Raw genomic sequence first — 19,922 nt, forward strand, 5'->3', positions numbered from 1 at the left:
ACCGCTAGGGATAGAAACGGCACCCCGGAGCAAAAAATATTATGAACAAACTATTGAGGAAGCGACTAAAAGGAGCTCCCGGAAATGTATTGTAAATATTTTTTTTTGCGAGGAGTATAGTGTATAGCCCGTAAAAGCGGCCAAAAAAAAACCAAGCACTAAATAAAGTACTTGGCTTTTAAAATTCATCATTATTTTATTCTATCTCCTTCACCATCAAAAATTTGATAGTAAAGATACTGATAAGCATCTCGAGGTAGGATTTTAATCCATTTTTTCGTTTCTAAGAACCACTTAAAACGAATTGAAGGAAATCCTTTTGTTAAATATGCCGCAATGAAAGGGTGAACATTCAAAGTAATATTCGTGTGCTCTCCTTTTGCGATTATCCGATCTATCTTTGTCTTAATCTCATCTACTATAAGAATTGGAGCATCAATTTCGCCTTCCCCATTAGGATTAGGCTCTTTAGTTTTGATGTTCATTTCCGGTCGTACCCGTTGACGCGTAATTTGGATCAATCCAAATTTACTTGGTGGCAAAATTTTATGTTTTGCCCTGTCACCGCGCATGGCTTCTTTAAGGTGTTCAAATAGTTTTCTGCGATTTTCGGAAGAGTGTAGATCTATAAAATCCACAACTATAATTCCTCCCATATCGCGCAACCTTAACTGACGAGCAATTTCGGTAGCAGATATCAAATTAACCTCCAGGGCATTTGTTTCCTGTGACTCTTTAGAATTAGCTCTATTTCCGCTATTCACATCAATCACATGCAATGCCTCTGTATGTTCTATTATCAAATATGCTCCCTTACTCATCGAAACCGAACGGCCAAAAAGAACTTTTTTCTGACGCTCTATTCCATACTTTTCAAAGATCGGTACTTTGTTTTGATAAAGTTTTACTATACTTTCTTTATCCGGTGCAATAGTATTTAAATATTGCCTTACCTCCAAATAAAGACCTTCATCATCGGTAATAATACTTTTAAATGAATCGTTAAAAATATCTCTCAATATTGCCGTTGCACGATCCAATTCACCCAATACCCGTGATGGCGGCTTCTCTTTTTTTACAGAAGTATAACATTTGTTCCACTTATTAAGCAGATTATTAATGTCCTCATCTAATTCTGCAACTTTTTTTCCTTTTGCTACCGTACGGATAATTACTCCAAAGCCTTTGGGCTTAATGCTTTGAATTAGTCTTCGTAACCTATCCTTCTCTTCTTTATTTCTAATTTTCTGAGAAACAGATATTCTTTCCGAGAAAGGCACCAAGACAATATATCTACCTGCCAGCGATACTTCCGAACTAATTCGCGGCCCTTTAGTAGATATAGGTTCTTTTGCAATTTGTACTAGGATATTCTGTCCGGGTTGTAAAACCTTATCGATTTTACCATCCTTATGAATTTCCTCCTCAAATTCGAAGTCGTTAAACGACGAATCACTTTGCTTACCTGATTGAGTTTTTTTGACGAATTTTAATAATGAACGGACCGATGGCCCTAAATCGTGATAATGCAAAAATGCATCTTTTTCGTACCCAACATCAACAAAAGCTGCGTTGAGCCCCGGAACTAATTTCTTTATCCTTCCAAGATAAAGATCACCCACGGCAAATGATATATTGTGTTCTTCGGAGTGCAACTCTGTAAGTTTACCCTCCTTAAGCAGTGCTATATCAACACGTGAAGATCCGGAACGAATAACTATTTCATTATCCATCCTTCAACATTTAACTTCCTGTAGTTACAACAGAAAAATTATTAAAATCTTCAGGTCTTCAATAAATAAAGAACTTCTAATGTCGGATATTTTCATATATCCGACAAACAAACAAAGCACCCTTAATGGGTGCGCTTGAATGTCTTTAAAAAACAGTTAAGAAAAATTTACTTTTTCTTGTGTCTGTTTTTTCTCATACGCTTCTTACGCTTGTGAGTTGCTACCTTATGTCTCTTTCTTTTCTTACCACTTGGCATAACGCTAAATTTTTATTGGTTAATATAATTAGTTTAATTTTGCCACCCTTTTTTCAGGGTGGCAAAAGTAGTCTTATTTTTCGAAATAAACCTAGTCTACCTTAACTTTTGCTTTAACTCCTTCTACAAATACTTTTGAAGGCTTGAAAGCAGGAATGTTATGAGCAGGAATCTTTATAGTTGTATTCTTAGAAATATTTCTTCCTGTTTTTTCTGCTCTTTTCTTGATAATAAAGCTTCCAAAACCTCTTAGGTAAACATTTTCACCTTCTTCAAGAGCTCCTTTCACCTCTCCCATGAACGATTCTACTATGTTTTGAACATCAGTTTTGTCCATTCCTAAATTTTCAGAAATACTTGTAACAATATCAGCTTTTGTCATTTTAATATAAATTAATTTTACACTTTCTATTTTTTTACCATTTTGAGGCGTGCAAATATATGACTTTCCGATAAATACAAAAGACTAATTTACAAAATTTGAATCTATTTACTGACTAATTATCAATACTTTATGACATACAGTGTTTTTAGCACAATTTTATATTATAAAACAAGCCTATTTTAACTTAAAACTATCTATATTTTTTATTGACTAAATTCGGCATAACATTCTTTATAGATCTACTAATCAAACCCATAACATGCAGTTGCATATAATATTTATACTATAATTTACTGATTGCTGTCCAAAAACATCTTTATAAAATATCAATAACAAACTATTATTTGTATATTGTTGTTATAACAACTACCGAGTTATTTATAAGTAAGAATTTAATTAACATTATTTATTAACCAATAAATTTACATGATATGAGTGCTTCATTAAACAAAGTAATGCTAATCGGAAGATTAGGTAACGATGTACAATTACACAAATTCGACGATGGCAATTCTATAGCCAACTTTTCCTTAGCTACATCAGAGTATTATAAAAGTAAGGAAGACGGAAAAAAAGTAGAGAAAACTGAATGGCATAAAATAACAGCCAAAAATCGTCTTGCCGAAATTTGTGACAAATACTTAAAAAAAGGAAACCTCATTTATTTAGAAGGCAAATTACACACTAACAAGTGGGAAGATAAAGGGCTAACTAAATACTCAACCGAGATTATTGCAGGTAAAATAGAGTTTCTTAATACCAAGAACATTGAAAACGCACCTGAATGGGTGATCAGCGAAGAAGACTTACCTTATTAAAAATATATTTAACCGATAAAGCCGGAACATTATAATTAAAGAGTAGAAACATCTTTATGATATTGATCCGGCTTTGTCTATAAATTTATCTTACTCTTAAAAAGCAAACAATAGTCGTGAAAAATTATATTTTTGTATTATTGCATTAATCAATATAAAAACATAATCTTGGATCCTGACCTTTCTAGTTTTGATATAATAGGCTTATTAGAGCAATATCACTTTTTTACTGTAGTTGATATTTTAGCCTTAATATTACTTCTTGGACTTTCTGCATTGGTTTCCGGTGCAGAAGTTGCATTTTTTTCGTTGACACCAAGTGACCTTGAAAAAGCTAAAGAATCGGAAAAAAAGTGCGACAATTTGGTATTGACTCTATTGGAAAGACCTAAGGAGTTACTGGCGACAATACTTATTTCCAACAATTTCATCAATGTCGGCATTGTTATCTTTTCAACTTATTTAACAGGTCGCTTATTTGAATTAGAGATAAAAGGAGTACTAGGCTTCCTGATACAGATAGTTGCAATCACCTTTCTTATTTTGATGTTTGGAGAAGTTATACCTAAAGTATATGCTAACCTCAATGCTTTAAAATTTGCACAAACAATGGCTAAACCCATAGAAGTAATGCAATCGCTTCTAAGGGTTATAAGTATTCCCTTATTAAAATCGACTAATTTCATCGAAGATAAACTTCAAAAAAACAAAGGAAACATTTCGGTTTCACACCTCGAACATGCACTGGAGTTAACCTCTGATGACGATACAACTCTGGAAGAACAAAAGATTCTGGAAGGAATTGTGAGTTTTGGAAATACAGACACAAAGCAGATTATGCAACCCCGTATTGATATGTTTGCCATTAATGCAGGCGAAAAATTCAACTTTGTCCTAGAGGAAATCTTAAACCACGGATATTCGAGGATCCCGGTTTACAAAAAAAATATTGATACAATTTCGGGTGTTTTATATATAAAAGACCTTTTACCGCACATCAATGCGGGAGATAATTTTAACTGGGTAAGACTTATAAAACCGGCATTTTTTGTTCCTGAAAATAAAAAGATAGATGATCTGTTGAATGACTTTCAGGAAAAAAAGATCCACCTTGCTATTGTGGTAGATGAATACGGCGGCACCTCAGGATTAATCACACTGGAAGACATAATTGAGGAAATTGTTGGAGATATTAGTGATGAATTTGATATAGAAGAGATCTCATATTCGAAACTAGATAAGTTAAATTTTATTTTTGAAGGAAAAACTACATTAAAGGACTTTTACAGGGTTATAGATATTGAAGATGAATCAATATTTGAAAACGAGAAGGGTGAATCAGACACACTGGCAGGATTTATTCTGGAAATTGCCGGCGGCTTCCCCGATAAAGGTGAAGTAATTAATTTTGTCAATTTCGATTTTACGATTGAAGCCATTGACAGAAAAAGAATTAAACAAGTAAAAGTAAGTATCAAAAACTTAGATGAAGATGAAGGAGACGAATAAGGCATATATATTTATTATTTTCAGTTTTTTGCTGACCATGATTTCGTGTGATGATAATACTTATCCGAGACCACGTGGCCATGTTAGATTAGAATATCCTGAAGCTAAGTACAGCTTGTATGATGCCGACAATATAAATGCTCAATTCCAGAAGTCGGATTACGCAAAAGCAGAAGTTAAAAGATCTAATTGGGTAAACCTTAAATACCCTAAAATGAAGGCAACTGTACACCTTACCCATAAAGACATAGAACACGATGTAAAAAACCTTATTGATGAAATTCAAAAGCTCACATATAAGCATACTGTAAAAGCGAGTGGAATTATTGAAAACCCCTACAGTAACCCAAACAATAAAACTTATGGTATACTATACGAAGTTACAGGAAATGCTGCATCGAATCTTCAGTTTTACGTTACAGACAGTACGAAACATATAGTTTCGGGTGCATTATATTTTTATGTTGCCCCAAATCCTGATTCTTTAGCTCCCGCTGTTAGCTACATAAAAAAAGATATTATCGCATTGATAGAGACTTTAGAATGGCAGGAATAATCTGATCTTGTTGCTGGTTACTGGTTACTGGTTGCTGGTTGCTGGTTACTGGTTACTGGTTACTGGTTGCTGGTTGCTGGTTACTGGTTACTGGTTACTGGTTGCTGGTTACTGGTTGCTGGTTAGGCAACTGACTTCATTTTTTGTAAATAAAGTTGATTAAAAAGTATCACCTATTTATATTTCTAAACTCCTACTTTCTTACTAACTTCATTATCAGTATTTTAACACATACTAATATGAAGCTTAAATTCCTGTTTTCATTATTATTTCTAGTATTTACAGCTGATATTTCAGCTCAGGAACGCTTGTTAAAGTATATTTCGAAAGACAGCATAAACGATCAACCAAAGATAACTGCATGGGCCGGTGCCAACATGAAGATGAATGGCTATTACAATATTAAAGGCGGGTTACAGGATTTTGAAACTTTCAGCATTGGATCGATAGATATAAACAGTAATGATAACAGGCAAAATTTAGGGGTTGATCTCTACCAGACTCAGGTTAGAATGGAAGGAAGCTATATTCACCCAAAAGCCGGAAAGATAACTGCGCATATAGAATGGGATTTTTGGGGAGGAAATGGTGCGATGCGACTGCGAAAGGCATATGTAAAAACCGATCACTGGCAAATTGGCCAGGACTGGGAAAGCTTTGGCAATCAGGAGATATGGGCAAATGTTTTGGATTTCGACGGACCTCCGTCAGGAGTTTGGGCAAGAATTCCTTTTATAAAATACTTTAACAGTTTTGGTAAAAGCAATTGGCATTATGAAATAGCTCTGCAAACACCAACTGTTGATTATAATGAGTTCCCTGAATTTACAACATCTATTGAAACGGATTATCAAAATGTACCCGATTTGGTTTTAGCTTCGTCTTACCGTGAAGATTGGGGGCACTTAAGGTTATCGACCATATACAGAAAAATAAATTTCCTGGAGAACGGAATCAGAAACAGTTTATTTGGCTACGGAGCTACTATCTCGGGAATGTGGGGTAATTTCGGCGAGTCTAATTTACAGTTTTTGGCAGTTGCCGGGAAAGGTATAACAACTTATTTGGTTACTTATGTCGGGAATGGATATGATGCTTATCCTCAAGAGCAAAACATCTTTACTCCTACTCCTGCAATTGGAGGCTGGACATCGTATGAACACTATTTCACCCACCGGATTCACTCTAATATTGTTTATGGATTCACTATGATTGATGTAGATGATATTTCGTTATACTATGTCCAAGACAATGGAGGAACAGATATTAAGGTAATAGACGGAAGTGTTAATTTACTTTATAACTATATATTGCTTAATTTAATGTACGACCCATACCCTAATCTCACTCTAGGTGTAGAGTTAAATTATGGAATTAAGAGAGTGATAGCCAATGGATATTATCTCGACCAAAATCTCCTTCCACATACACCTACTTATATGGATCGTAATAAAAATAGAGAAGCAATGAGAATCAGCTTTGGATTTATGTATAACTTTTAAATATAAACTTTAAAGGCTAAAGTAAAAACTTAATTAATTTGGTGATATTTGCACTTCAATTATAGAAGATGCGGGACAGTTACAAACGTTGGGGATTTTTGATTTTCCTTTCTCTAATTTGGGGAAGCTCATTTATTTTGATGAAAAGGGGACTAGAATCATTCTCTCCTATTCAGGTTGGGGCACTTAGAGTAGCCATAGCCTCTTCTACCCTTTTAATTGTAGGCTTTAAACACCTTAAATTAATAAACAAAAACAATTTTTGGCACCTGTTCTTTGCAGGTTTGTCCGGTAATTTTTTACCCGCATTCCTATTTACCATAGCCGAAACAGAACTCGACAGCGGAATTACCGGCATCTTAAATTCTCTTGTACCTATTTTTACAGTTATACTGGGAATTTACATCTTCAAAATAAAAGTCAGAACTGCACAGGTAATTGGTATACTTATAGGATTAACAGGAACCATGATTCTTATACTAAAGGGAGCTGAAATAAATACTAATTCTAACTTCTACTACTCCTTGTTTGTCATAGCTGCAGCTGTCAGCTATGCTATTAATTCAAATCTGATAAAGAAGTATCTGAACAAGGAAAAAGCACTAGCTATTACAGTGTCTGCATTCAGCATTTTCCTTATACCTTCGTTAATAATACTTGCTTTCACAGGCTTTTTCGGTCAGTACAGGTTTGAGGCGCAACAAAATATGTCGATGTTGTATATAGCCATTTTAGCTGTAATAGGTACGGCCATGTCGGTTGCAATTTTCAATAAACTGATACAGATCAGTTCTCCGGTTTTTGCAACCAGTGTTACCTATCTAATCCCTATTGTTGCAATCTTTTGGGCAATATTCGACGGAGAAACCCTGCACTGGATTCAGATTACGGGTACTTTAATCATATTATCGGGAGTATATCTGGTTAACAGGAAATAAATACTTCTACTTTCCCGACTTTTTAAAATATTGACAAGTATATATACAAAATTTGCTATTTCTGTATTTTACGCTTATTGATCCTACCCAAGACAGATCAATTATATATATTTATACCAAATAAATATCAGAAACCTTTTGGTATTACTTGTTAAATACTTTATCTATGAAAAACTTAATATCAACCGGCACATTAGTATTAGCCCTACTTTTACTAATAACTTCGTGCAAAAAACAGCCCCCTATGGCAGAAACAATAATCCATAATGCTAAAATATGGACTGGAAACCCTGATGAAAAATTTGCAGAAGCTATGGCTGTTAAAGGTGATACTATTATGGCTATTGGCAGCAATGAAGACATTCTTGAATTGAAATCGGAAAACACAAATGTAATAGACCTTGAAGAAAAGTTTGTTACACCCGGATTTATCGATAGTCATCTTCACTTTATAACCGGTGGATTTAACCTGACATCTGTTCAATTGCGAGATGCCGCCAGTAAAGAAGAATTTTTAAGTAGAATTAAGGAATATGCTGCAAATACAGAACCGGGAACATGGATATTAGGAGGTGACTGGGATCACAAAAACTGGGGTGGTGAATTACCCGCAAAAGAATGGATTGACAGTATTACCCCAAACAATCCTGTTTTTATAAGCCGACTTGACGGGCACATGGCATTGGCAAACTCTCTTGCTCTTGATTTTTTTGAAATAAACAAAAATACAGAAAGTATTGACGGAGGATTAATATCAAAAGATGAAAAGGGAGAACTCACTGGAATATTAAAGGACAATGCTATGTATCATTACCTGGATAAGATTCCGGCAGCTTCAGAAAAATCAACTGACCAGGCATTAAAAAATGCGATGAATTACGTGGCATCTAATGGAGTTACATCGGTACATCATATGATTGGATATATGGATGCTTTACAAAGAGCGAGGAAAAAAAATGAGCTAATTACAAGATTCTATGTTGCCTATCCATTGAATGAATGGAATAAGCTGAAACAAAAGATCGAAAAAGAAGGCTATGGTGATAACTGGATTAAAATAGGAGGATTAAAAGGATTTATTGACGGGTCATTGGGTTCGCATACAGCTGCTTTTATGGAATCATACACTGATAAACCTTCAGACCGTGGATTCTTTGTAGAAAGCCGCGAAGATATGTACAAATGGATAAAAGATGCTGATAACGCCGATTTGCAGATTATGATACATGCAATTGGCGATAGCGCGATACACTTTTTGCTAAACACATACGAGAAAGTAGGTATCGAAAACGGCGAAAGAGACCGAAGGTTTAGAATTGAACACGCTCAACATCTTGCAAAAGATGATATACCACGATTTGGCAAACTTGAAGTAATTGCCAGTATGCAACCATATCACGCAATTGACGACGGACGATGGGCCGAAAAGGTTGTAGGGAAAGAAAGGGCAAAAACAACTTATGCATTTAAATCGCTTATGGAAAGCGATGCAACAGTAGCATTTGGCAGCGACTGGTTTGTAGCTCCTCCAGTTCCTTTGTACGGCATTTACGCAGCTACCACACGCCGAACACTAGATAATAAAAACCCGAATGGTTGGATACCGGAACAAAAAATATCGGTTGAACAGGCATTAATTGCCTATACCCGAAATGCAGCCTATGCATCGTTCGATGATAATATCAAAGGATCTCTGGAAGAAGGAAAACTAGCTGACTTTGTTATTCTTAACGAGAATATTCTGGAAATTGATCCTGTTAAAATAAAAGATGTAAAAGTTTTACAAACTTATGTGGGTGGTGTGAAGGTTTACGATATATCGGGAACAGAAAACTAAACCAAATAAAGAACCGGGAGCTTATTTGCTCCCGGTTCAGCTTAACAAAATGTACTAAGTACATATAAATGAGGAATCTTAACTCAAATTTACAATACGGTTTAGGAATGTTTTACTAACTCAACTTTATCGGAACCTTTTGATCTGATAAACAGTTTGTGACATTTGCCTTCTCCAAAGGTATTTTCGAGGGTTGAGATATATTGTTCCAATTTATCGTTCGGAACAAATGCCTGAATGGTACCTGCAAAACCTCCTCCGTGTACACGCCATGCTCCTGAACCTTTTAACACAAGCTCGCTCAAAGCCAATCCAAGAGCAACTCCCTGCTCTGCCATTTTACTGTTGAAATTTTCGGGTGTCTGAGCATAAATATTTTGGTTATACATGTATGAGCTATAACCTGATTCTATTACAAGACTTAGAAATTTCTTGAAATCATTAGATTCCAATGCCGAAACTTCTTCAACAACACGATTATTGTCGGCCTGGAAGTGAATAGCTCTCAATAAAGCTCTATCCCCTACTTTTTCACGGATGTTAGGAATATTCTCAACAACCTGATCCATTGATAAAGGACGTAAAACGTCTTCTCCCAGTTCTTTTGCAACCGATTTCATTTCGGCAGGCAAAAGAGCATATTCACTATCTAAATTCGCATGACTTCCACCAGTATCTGTTATCACAAGTGAATAACCTGTTTTTGCAAAATCGAAATCCAAAGCCTTAACAATTGGATTAGAAGCATCTTTGAAGTCGATAGTTATAAAACCTCCAACCGCACATGCAGTTTGATCCATCAATCCACATGGCTTACCAAAGAAATTATTCTCGGCCCACTGTCCGATTTTTGCATTTTCAACAGGATCTAATTTTCCATCGTTGAATAAATGACTGAAGATAGCACCGATTAATACCTCGAATGATGCAGAAGAACTCAATCCCGATCCAACGGGAACCCGCCCCTCTATTACAACATCAAAACCTCCTATCTGGAATCCAAGCTCTTTTAAACGAAAAGCTATACCTTTTACCAATGCAACAGAAGTAGAGAACATGGCCTCATCAATTTCTAATTCGTCAAGGTTAACTTCAAATTCAGGATATCCTTCAGATAGAATTCTTACCGTGTTTGTCCCATTTAGAGCAGCAACAGCAATATTATCGAGATTTACAGCTCCTGCCAGCACCCTACCCAATTGATGGTCGGTATGGTTACCTCCTACTTCTGTTCTTCCCGGCGAACTGAATAACTCTACTTCATCAGCCCCGTATCTCGAAGAAAACTTCTCAATAAGGTCAATGTATCGTTGCTTTTGTTCTTCCAATACTTGTGAGTCATTACCATATAACTCATTAAAAACAGGAAGTGTTCCTGCATTTAGTTTTTCGTTTATTTGATTAATGTTTGCCATTTTGTTGTTTTTTTTGAGACGCAGGACCCTGCGCCTTTACTTATCTATACTTATATCTCATTAAAGTGAATATCACTAAGTTCTCTCAGTCGCTTTGCACTAAATTCTGCTGTAATATCCCTCTGTGGATTTCCAAACATTTCGTATCCAACCATAAATTTCTTCACCGTTGCCGAACGTAGCAATGGCGGATAAAAGCTCATGTGCCAGTGGTAACTTTGGTGGTTTTCACTATCTGTCGGAGCTTGATGAATCCCGGCAGAATAAGGGAAAGAAATTTCAAATAAATTATCATAACGAACTGTTATTTGCTTGATTGCCTCGGAAAAAGCTTCTTTTTCTTCCTGAGTCATTAATGAAATGTCTTTCATCATTCGTTTTGGAACAATCATAGTTTCGTACGGCCATACTGCCCAAAAAGGAACTAAAACAAGAAAGTGCTCGTTTTCGAAAACTATTCTTTCCTTTTCTTCCATTTCTATTTCAATGTAACCGGCAAGTAAACCTGAAGCTTTTTCATCAAAGTATTTCCTTTGTTGGAATACTTTCTTTGCATTTTCTACCGGAACTGTTTTTTGTGACCAGATTTGCCCGTGTGGATGAGGGTTAGAATTCCCCATTATATCACCTTTGTTTTCAAAAATCTGAACGTGATTAATGTCTTCCTTATTTCCAAGTTCAATGTATTGATCTATCCAGGTGTTGACAACATCAACGATCGATTCCTTTTTCATCTGTGCTAAAGTCAGACTGTGGTCAGGCGAGAAATTAATAACTCTGCATATACCCGATTCACTTTCGGCTTTCAATAAGCCTCCAATATCATAACTGCCTTTTGGTGCATCAGGTAAAAGAGCAGCAAAGTCGTTATCGAACACAAATGTACCTTTATAGTCAGGATTTTCATGTCCTCCGACTCTTGTGTTTGTTGGGCATAAATAACAGTTTTCGTCATAGCTTGGGCGATGTTCTGTTGTTAATTTCTCAACTTTACCTAACCAGGGTCGTTTTGTACGATGGGGCGACACAAGTATCCATTCACCTGTTAATATATTATATCTTCTATGAGGATGCGACTCAAAGTCAAATTCTTCAGTCATAATAATATTTAGTATTACTGTTTAGCAATATGCATTGACGAATTTATATTTAATATTTAGCGCTTTACAATTTGCTGATGGTCATTTTTGAACTACATATAAAATAACGTTAACGTTAACGTTGCCGGTATTGGCGATATATGTTATATTGCATCCCTTAGATACAATAAGTATTGATATATATTATTCTGTTATTATGGGAAGAAATGTAACGATAAAAGATTTGGCTCGTAAGCTGAATATTTCGGTAACAACTGTTTCGAGGGCTTTGCGCAATGCGCCGGATATTAATCCTAAAACAAAGGCTGCAGTAATAAAGTTGGCCGAAGAATTGGATTACGAACCAAATGCCCTTGCAAAAAGTTTAGTGCAGAGAAAAACTAACATCATAGGTGTAATTGTACCTCAATTGGATATGCATTTCTTTTCATCAGTGATTAGTGGAATTCAGAACGAAGCCAGAAGATTGGGATATAATGTTTTAATAGCCCAATCAAACGAAGATTACGATATGGAGGTTGAGAATGTCAGATCGATGATGTCTAGTCGTTTGGATGGTTTAATAGTTTCGGTATCTCGTAAAACAAAGGATTTTTCGCATTTCGACAAAATATTGCGAAGAAAGACACCTCTGGTTATGTTCGACAGGGTTGGTAAAAATATTGAATCGTCTAAGATAGTTTTCGATGATGTTAACGGAGCATACGAAGCTACTGAGCATCTAATTGATCAGGGTTATAAACGCATTGCTTATATCGGTGGGCCACGACATGTTGAAGTATCACGCTTACGAGAGAAAGGATATACCGAAGCACTTGAAGATAATGATATAGAAGTTAATCCCGAATATATTGTGTATGGACATTTTAATGGTTCAAGAGCCGTTGATAACGTGAAAAAGCTGATGTCCTTATCATCTCCTCCTGATGCTTTTTTTAGTGTTAACGATCCTGTGGCGATAGAAGTAATTAAGACAATTAAGGAAATGGGATATAAGATACCATTTCATATTGGGGTAATTGGTTTTAATAACGAACCAACAACAGACATTGTTTCACCAAGATTAAGTTCTGTAAACATCCCAACTGTTAGTATGGGACAACATGCAGCTCAGGTATTAATTGAACAAATTGAAAATGATAACATGAGAATTATTACCGAAACACTTCCTTCGGAGCTGATAGTAAGGGAAAGTTCTAATAGAAAGGCTTTTTTGAGGGATAATAAGAAGTAGATAATTAATAATGAAAGCTGATTGTGTTAAAAATTAAAGTTGTCACGAGTCTGCTTAGCCCAATAGAGTCAAGCAATAACAACAAAATTTCATAATTGATAAGTTATACCAATTATTTATTGAATTTCTGCCGCTGATAGAAGTGTTACCCCGCAGTGGCAAAAGTCTGTTGAGCAAATTTACAAAGTGGCTTTTGCGAAGAAAAAGACCCCTTTGTAAATAGTTGCGAAATGCTTTTGCAACGAGGAGTATAAACGTATAGCAGCTTAGGGCAGCCTAATTATAGTATCATATTTATCGAAAAAAAAAGAGGCTGTAAAAAACAACCTCTTTTCTATATGTGTATTTAGCTATTTTAATTAAGCCAATTCTTCTTTATTTACTTTGTATCCCGAAAGGGCGTAGTAGATTAGGTAAGCTTCTCCAATAATAACAATTATCCATGTTAAAGACCATCCTCCTAATACATCGGCAGCGATACCTTGTACCCATGGAATAATAGCACCACCGGCAACACCGATCATAAGTGCTCCTGATCCTTTAGCTGTATACGGCCCTAATTTATCAATAGCAAGAGAGAAAATTGCTCCCCACATAATTGAGTGCATTAAACCAACACCTGCAAGGAACCATAAGTTTTCAGTAATCATTGAGATTGCAACTAAGATCAACGATATTGTTGAAGTGAAAAGTAATTGGTGGTTACCGGAAATTTTACTTAGGAATGAACCTAATAAACGACCAACTAACATACCTCCCCAAACCATCATTGTCATGATAGTATATTTTTCTTCAGGAAGTCCAATACTTTTAGCAAACATTGTGATATTGGAACCAACAGCTACTTCAACACCTACATAAACAAAGATAGCAACAACACCGAGTTTTAAGTGTGTGAAACTCCAAATACTCTTTACAAGTTTAACAGGATCAACTTCTTCGGCATGTTCAGGGTTTGGAAGGTGTAATTTACCAACAACACCTGTAACTATACCAACAACCAAAATTAATATGGAAAGAGGTAATAGTAGTTGAGCAACTTCAGGAATTACTCCTTTTCCAAATACAACGAAAGTCACGAAATAAGGAGCTATAGTTGTACCAATTGAGTTAGCAGATCCGGCAATACTTAAACGTGTTACTGCACTTGTTCCCGGAACAGCCATAATTGCAGCAAATGGATTGATTACCGTTTGCATAATTGCTAATGCAGAACCTAGTACAAATGAACCAACAAGGAAAATAAAGAATGCCTGAGGAACAACAGCCGAACCAATATTAACTGATCCCAAAGCTCCAGCGGCATAAGCAGATAACGCTTCTATACCCAATCCGGCCATTAAAACAATCATACCTCTAATAAGTGTTCCTTTATATCCTATTGTATCTGCCCATTTCGAAGCTGTACTCCCCAATGCAGGGTACCCCATAAAGAATGCAAATGTTATAAATGTAGCCAATGTGTTTTTTAGATCTCCGGCATCAGATAATAATGCACTTTGTAAAGGTGTTTGAAACTGCTGGTTAACTACAGTTAGAAATCCTACAATAAACATAAGACCAACCATTATCAGGAATGGTCCGGTATAATTCTTTTTATGATCGCTCATAGTGTAATTTAATTTTTAATAATTATCAATTCGATGTTATCTATACTTGTTTTAAGTAAATCGGTCGTGAATGTAAACATAAAATTTATGTACTTCAAACTTCGTTATCAAATTAAATTACACAGGCATCAACGGTAACGTTAACGGTAACGTTATTTTTAGCAAAGTTCTATATTAAACGCATCATGTTAAGGGATAATAAAATATTAAAATAATTTTACATCATATAGTATTAATCAAACTCCAAAATTTAAATGCGTATAACAGCTTTCCTGTTAATTATGATTAGCTTAATATTGACATTTATGTCATGTAATCAAAGCCCATCCGGCAATAATGAGTTATACTCTTCGCCGGACGGAACTCAAACACGTTGGATAAGTTTTGAGAACAAAACAGGAGCCAAAGGTAAAGCCGGAATGGAAAACAAAGGAGCCAAAGGTCATCCTTACGACCGTGTTTATGCCGGGCAATCTGTTGTATTATTAGAGCTTGAAGGTTCGGGTGTAATAAATCGTATGTGGGCAACTCTTACTGAGCGCGATCCTGAAATGTTGAGAGGTTTACGGATTGACATGTATTGGGATGGCTCGGATAAGCCTGCAGTATCGGTGCCATGGGGCGACTTTTTTGGTGTTGGACTGGGTAAAGCAGTGAGAAACGAAACCGAATTTTTCTCGAATCCGGAAGGAAGATCTTTTAACTCGATTATTCCTATGCCATTTAAGAAATCGGCAAAAATTGTATTGACAAACGAACTTGATCGAGATCTTACAAGAATATTCTACGATATAAATTATACTATCACTCCAAAGGCTGATGATAATGCTTTGTATTTTCACGCATATTGGAGCAGGAATCTAAAAACTACTCCGGGAAAAGATTTCGAGATTTTACCTAAGGTAGAAGGGAAAGGACGTTTTATTGGTTCGAATATTGGATTAAATGCCAACCCTGATTACGAGGATTCCTGGTGGGGAGAAGGAGAAGTAAAGATGTATTTAGACGGAGACAAGGAATACCCTACTCTGGTTGGTACCGGTACCGAAGATTATATAGGTTCGGGATGGGAACAGGGTGTTTACAATAATCGTTATCAGGGATGTTTAATTGCTGATAGTGAAAATAAACAATGGTCCTTTTACCGTTATCATATTCCTGATCCTGTATATTTTTATGACGATATTAAAGTAACTATCCAACAAATGGGTGGTGCGATGAAAGATAAAGTTCAGAGATATATAGCTAATGGAGCAAATCTTATTCCCGTAACAGCTCAAGTTGAGAACGATTCTATAAACATATTGGTTCACATGCTGGAAAAAGGAATTAGTATTGATGATCCGGAATTAATAAATGGTTGGACAAACTATTACCGTGAAGATGATGTTTCGGCAACAGCATATTTTTATTTAGATAAGCCGGAAAGTAATTTGCCTGAGTTAGGTAATGTAAAACTAAGAACAGAAAAATTAAAATAAAAACATAGCGGATTCCCATGAGGGTAATAAATGTTTTTTTGAATAAAATTATATAAACAATAAGAATTAATAGGGATGAAAAGAATAATGAAATCAGCAATAGTTGTTTTAGCACTTTCGGCAATGGTGGCTTGCGGAGGCGAAGACAAGCAAGTAGAAGTAAAGAACGAAATCGGAATCCGTTGGACTGAGAAGAAAGCACAGGAATGGGGTGCAAAACAGCCTTGGATTGTTGGAGCAAACTTCAACCCGAGTGACGCATCGAACCAACTTGATTTTTGGCAGGCAGAAACATGGAATCCTGAGTTGATCGATAAAGAACTTGGATGGGCTGCAAATATTGGAATGAATACTATGCGTGTTTATTTACACTATTTTCCTTTCCGTGATGATAAAGATGCTTTCCTGAAACGCATGGATCAATTCCTTGATATTTCGGCTAAGCACAACATTAAACCAATGTTTATTTTCTTTGACGATGTTTGGAATCCAAACCCGGTTGCAGGTAAGCAACCAGAGCCAAAAGCACATTTACACAACGCAAACTGGATGCAGTCGCCGGGAAAAGATATCCTTTGGAATCCTGAAAGACATGATGAATTGAAATCTTATGTTCAAACAATTCTTACTCGTTACAAAAATGACGACAGAGTATTGTTGTGGGATTTATACAATGAGCCACAGAATACAAACGACAACGCTTACCACGAAAACGGTAAAGGAAAAGAGAAATTCTCGATGATACTTTTAAAGAAAGTATTTGCCTGGGCCAGAGAGGTAAATCCTTCTCAACCAATTTCATCGGCTCCCTGGAGAGACGATTGGACTAAAGAAGAAAACATGACAGAATTCCACAAATTTATGTTCGACAATTCTGACATCATCACATATCACAACTATGCTGATATTGCTGAATTTAAAAAAGTATCAGAGCCGTTGAAAAGATATAACAGACCTATGATTTGTACTGAGTATATGGCACGTGGTAACAATTCGTTGTTCCAAACTCACCTTCCATATATGGCCGAGAATAATATCGGAGCTATAAACTGGGGATTAGTTGCAGGACGTTCTCAGACTATTTACGCATGGGATTCGTGGGAAAAAGAATATACAGCTGAACCGGAGCTTTGGTTCCACGATATTTTCCGTCAGGATGGTTCGGTTTACAGTCAGGAAGAAGTTGATTTGATTAAGAAGCTTAGTTCTGAGAAAAACGGCAAAAATTAGATTATAAAATGGTTGGATGGTGTTGTAAACTAGTAGTCAATGCCCCGCAACACTAACAAAAAATCAAAGTATGAAGACATTTATTAAATCAACTCTTACAATTTTAGCTTTATCTGCCCTTGTAGCTTGTGGAGGAGAACAAAAAACAGAAAAAAAGCAAGAAAAAATAGTCCATGGTCAGTGGAGTGTTGAGAAAGCTCAGGAATGGGGTAAACAACAACCCTGGTATATTGGGGCTAATTTTAACCCAAGTACTGCAATAAACCAATTAGAAACATGGCAGGCAGAATCGTTCGATGTTGAAACTATTGAAAAAGAATTGGGTTGGGCTCAGGAGATAGGAATGAACACAATGCGTGTTTATCTTCACCACCTTGCTTGGGAGCAGGACAAAGAAGGATTCAAGAAAAGAATGAGTCAGTTTCTTGACATTGCAAAAAAACATGAAATCAAGCCTTTCTTTGTATTCTTCGACGACTGTTGGAATCCTGTTTATGAAGCAGGAACACAGCCTGCTCCAAAACCGGGAGTTCACAATTCTGGTTGGGTACAGGATCCGGGAGATCTTTATTATAAAGATTCTATCATAACTGACAAGGTTCTTGAAACTTACGTAAAAGACGTTTTAACAACTTTCAAAGATGACGAGCGTATTTTAATGTGGGATTTATATAACGAACCGGGAAATAACAAAAAAGGTGATGAATCACTTCCATTGGTAAAAAAAGCATTCCAATGGGGATGGGATATACGCCCCTCACAACCTTTGACTGTAGGTATTTGGACTCCGGGTTTGCATAATCTAAACAAATTTCAGGTAGAAAATTCAGATATTGTTACTTTCCATAATTATGAAAATCCTGAAAGTATGCAGGGTGCTGTTGACTCACTATTGAAGTTAAACAGACCTGTTATCTGTACAGAATATATGGCTCGTCGTAACAACTCGTTATTTACAAATGTGCTTCCTATTCTCGCAAAAAACAATGTTGGCGCTGTAAATTGGGGACTTGTTGACGGGAAATCGAATACAAAATACGCATGGGATGAGCCTCTTGCTGATGGGTCAGAGCCTGAATTATGGTTTCATGAAGTATTCCGTAAAGACGGAACTCCATACAAACAGGAAGAAGTTGATTTGATAAAAAAGCTTAGTTCTGAGAAAAATGCTAAATAATTTTTAGTGTTCAAATAAGGACTTTAAAAATTGTTGTTAGTTGTTGAAATGAGTTTGGCAGGAGGTTTTACACCTTCTGTCCTTACTCATTTATTGTACACCACGATGAAATTTATAAAGACAGATGATAAAAGTTTTAAAAATATATATTTTACTGGCATTTTCGATAAGTGTTAAAGCCCAACAGCCAACACCTCCGGGAACGGTAAAGGATGGAGAAAAGTCCGTAAACGAAGCGTATCTGTTTGCACATATGAAGCATCAGGATTACGGTCGTTTGTACTACACAGTTAGTTTAGACGGATTACACTGGCAGGAACTAAACGATGGCAAAAGAATTTTTAACGATTACAAAGGTCACCCCGATATTACAAAAGGTCACGATGGGCGATATTACATAGTAGGTAATAATCACGATGGCGATTTACAGATAAACATCTGGGTTTCGGACGATTTAATTACATGGAAAGAATACTCGCACTACACTCCCGATTTAAATAACATTCCCGATTACAAACCATTGCAACGCTTGGGTGCACCTAAAATATTTTACGACGAATCAACATCGCAGTATATTTTAAGTTGGCATTCTCCACATTTGAACGGTGTTGAAGGAGATTCGGAACGCTACTGGCAAAGTCAACGTACTTTATACGTGCTTTCTAAAGATTTGAAAACATTCTCAGATACTCCAAAGAAACTATTTGAATGGAACATGGGTATGATAGATGTTTTTATTCGTAAAATTGATGGACGATATTATGCTGTTCTAAAAGACGAAAGATACCCTACTGTAGAATGGACTACCGGAAAAACAATTAGAATTTGTAGTTCTGATAATTTAACAGGTCCCTACTCCTACCCTCAGGAATCAATTAGTCCAAACTTTAGAGAAGCACCAATGCTTATCCCTTCACAGGATGGAAAATACTGGTATATGTATTATGAGCAGTATCCCGGAGTTTCTTATGGATTATCTATTGCCAAAAATATGAGCGGACCCTGGTTTCAGGTTTCGGGATACACTTTCTTTGCCGATTGGGACAAGTACGAAATGCCAGGTGAAGTACGTCATGGATGTATGATTCCTATTTCGAAAAAGGAATATGATAAATTGGTTAAAGAATTTGGTTTGGTAGA

The 19,922-nt window shown here is 36.1% G+C and carries 16 protein-coding genes; 11 read left to right on the top strand and 5 right to left on the bottom strand.

Features of this window, described 5'->3' with window-relative positions:
- Nucleotides 1-191: 191 nt before the first annotated feature.
- Together ABFR62_06690 and ABFR62_06695 are read right to left on the bottom strand one after the other, a co-directional pair.
- Nucleotides 192-1,733: an Rne/Rng family ribonuclease gene (locus ABFR62_06690; GenBank protein ID MEN8138101.1), complete on the bottom strand. Its 1,542-nt coding sequence runs from the start codon at nt 1,731-1,733 to the stop codon at nt 192-194.
- A gap of 348 nt (nt 1,734-2,081) precedes the next feature.
- Nucleotides 2,082-2,372, bottom strand: coding sequence for an HU family DNA-binding protein (locus tag ABFR62_06695; protein MEN8138102.1), 291 nt, complete (start codon nt 2,370-2,372; stop codon nt 2,082-2,084).
- Between the two features lie 434 nt (nt 2,373-2,806).
- On the opposite strand from ABFR62_06695, the gene ABFR62_06700 reads away from it, so the two are divergent.
- The 6 genes from ABFR62_06700 (at nt 2,807) to ABFR62_06725 (ending at nt 9,535) form a co-directional block, all read left to right on the top strand.
- Nucleotides 2,807-3,193, top strand: a complete 387-nt coding sequence (locus ABFR62_06700) for a single-stranded DNA-binding protein (GenBank protein ID MEN8138103.1) — start codon at nt 2,807-2,809, stop codon at nt 3,191-3,193.
- 168 nt (nt 3,194-3,361) lie between these two features.
- Complete coding sequence (gene gldE, locus ABFR62_06705) at nt 3,362-4,702, top strand: gliding motility-associated protein GldE (protein ID MEN8138104.1); 1,341 nt, start codon at nt 3,362-3,364, stop codon at nt 4,700-4,702.
- A complete protein-coding gene (gene gldD / locus ABFR62_06710; protein MEN8138105.1) occupies nt 4,686-5,258 on the top strand; it encodes a gliding motility lipoprotein GldD in 573 nt (190 codons plus the stop codon). The genes gldE and gldD overlap by 17 nt, the downstream gene beginning before the upstream one ends.
- Nucleotides 5,259-5,497: 239 nt before the next feature.
- A complete protein-coding gene (locus tag ABFR62_06715) occupies nt 5,498-6,760 on the top strand; it encodes a DcaP family trimeric outer membrane transporter (GenBank protein MEN8138106.1) in 1,263 nt (420 codons plus the stop codon).
- 68 nt (nt 6,761-6,828) lie between these two features.
- Entirely contained in the window at nt 6,829-7,698 is an 870-nt protein-coding gene (locus tag ABFR62_06720) for a DMT family transporter (protein MEN8138107.1), read from the top strand.
- A 244-nt stretch (nt 7,699-7,942) separates the two neighbouring features.
- The gene (locus ABFR62_06725) at nt 7,943-9,535 is read left to right on the top strand and encodes an amidohydrolase (GenBank protein ID MEN8138108.1); all 1,593 of its coding nucleotides are present in this window, start codon (nt 7,943-7,945) and stop codon (nt 9,533-9,535) included.
- 101 nt (nt 9,536-9,636) lie between these two features.
- Here the strand turns inward: ABFR62_06725 and ABFR62_06730 are convergent, their stop codons facing one another.
- Together ABFR62_06730 and ABFR62_06735 are read right to left on the bottom strand one after the other, a co-directional pair.
- The gene (locus tag ABFR62_06730; GenBank protein ID MEN8138109.1) at nt 9,637-10,950 is read right to left on the bottom strand and encodes a galactokinase family protein; all 1,314 of its coding nucleotides are present in this window, start codon (nt 10,948-10,950) and stop codon (nt 9,637-9,639) included.
- Nucleotides 10,951-11,000: 50 nt separating this feature from the next.
- The gene (locus ABFR62_06735; GenBank protein MEN8138110.1) at nt 11,001-12,050 is read right to left on the bottom strand and encodes a UDP-glucose--hexose-1-phosphate uridylyltransferase; all 1,050 of its coding nucleotides are present in this window, start codon (nt 12,048-12,050) and stop codon (nt 11,001-11,003) included.
- Nucleotides 12,051-12,246: 196 nt separating this feature from the next.
- Between ABFR62_06735 and ABFR62_06740 the strand changes: the two genes are divergently transcribed.
- On the top strand, nt 12,247-13,284 hold the full coding sequence (locus ABFR62_06740; protein ID MEN8138111.1) for a LacI family DNA-binding transcriptional regulator: 1,038 nt from the start codon (nt 12,247-12,249) through the stop codon (nt 13,282-13,284).
- A gap of 359 nt (nt 13,285-13,643) precedes the next feature.
- Here the strand turns inward: ABFR62_06740 and ABFR62_06745 are convergent, their stop codons facing one another.
- Nucleotides 13,644-14,894, bottom strand: coding sequence for an MFS transporter (locus ABFR62_06745; protein MEN8138112.1), 1,251 nt, complete (start codon nt 14,892-14,894; stop codon nt 13,644-13,646).
- A gap of 254 nt (nt 14,895-15,148) precedes the next feature.
- On the opposite strand from ABFR62_06745, the gene ABFR62_06750 reads away from it, so the two are divergent.
- The 4 genes from ABFR62_06750 to ABFR62_06765 form a co-directional block, all read left to right on the top strand.
- Complete coding sequence (locus ABFR62_06750; protein ID MEN8138113.1) at nt 15,149-16,375, top strand: glycoside hydrolase family 172 protein; 1,227 nt, start codon at nt 15,149-15,151, stop codon at nt 16,373-16,375.
- Nucleotides 16,376-16,450: 75 nt separating this feature from the next.
- Nucleotides 16,451-17,605, top strand: coding sequence for a glycoside hydrolase family 2 TIM barrel-domain containing protein (locus ABFR62_06755; GenBank protein MEN8138114.1), 1,155 nt, complete (start codon nt 16,451-16,453; stop codon nt 17,603-17,605).
- Nucleotides 17,606-17,675: 70 nt separating this feature from the next.
- A complete protein-coding gene (locus ABFR62_06760) occupies nt 17,676-18,782 on the top strand; it encodes a cellulase family glycosylhydrolase (GenBank protein ID MEN8138115.1) in 1,107 nt (368 codons plus the stop codon).
- A gap of 124 nt (nt 18,783-18,906) precedes the next feature.
- The coding region (locus tag ABFR62_06765; GenBank protein ID MEN8138116.1) for a glycoside hydrolase family 43 protein at nt 18,907-19,922 on the top strand (1,016 nt) is incomplete at its 3' end.

The organism is Bacteroidota bacterium (genome assembly GCA_039714315.1).
Lineage (GTDB): Bacteria > Bacteroidota > Bacteroidia > Flavobacteriales > JADGDT01 > JADGDT01.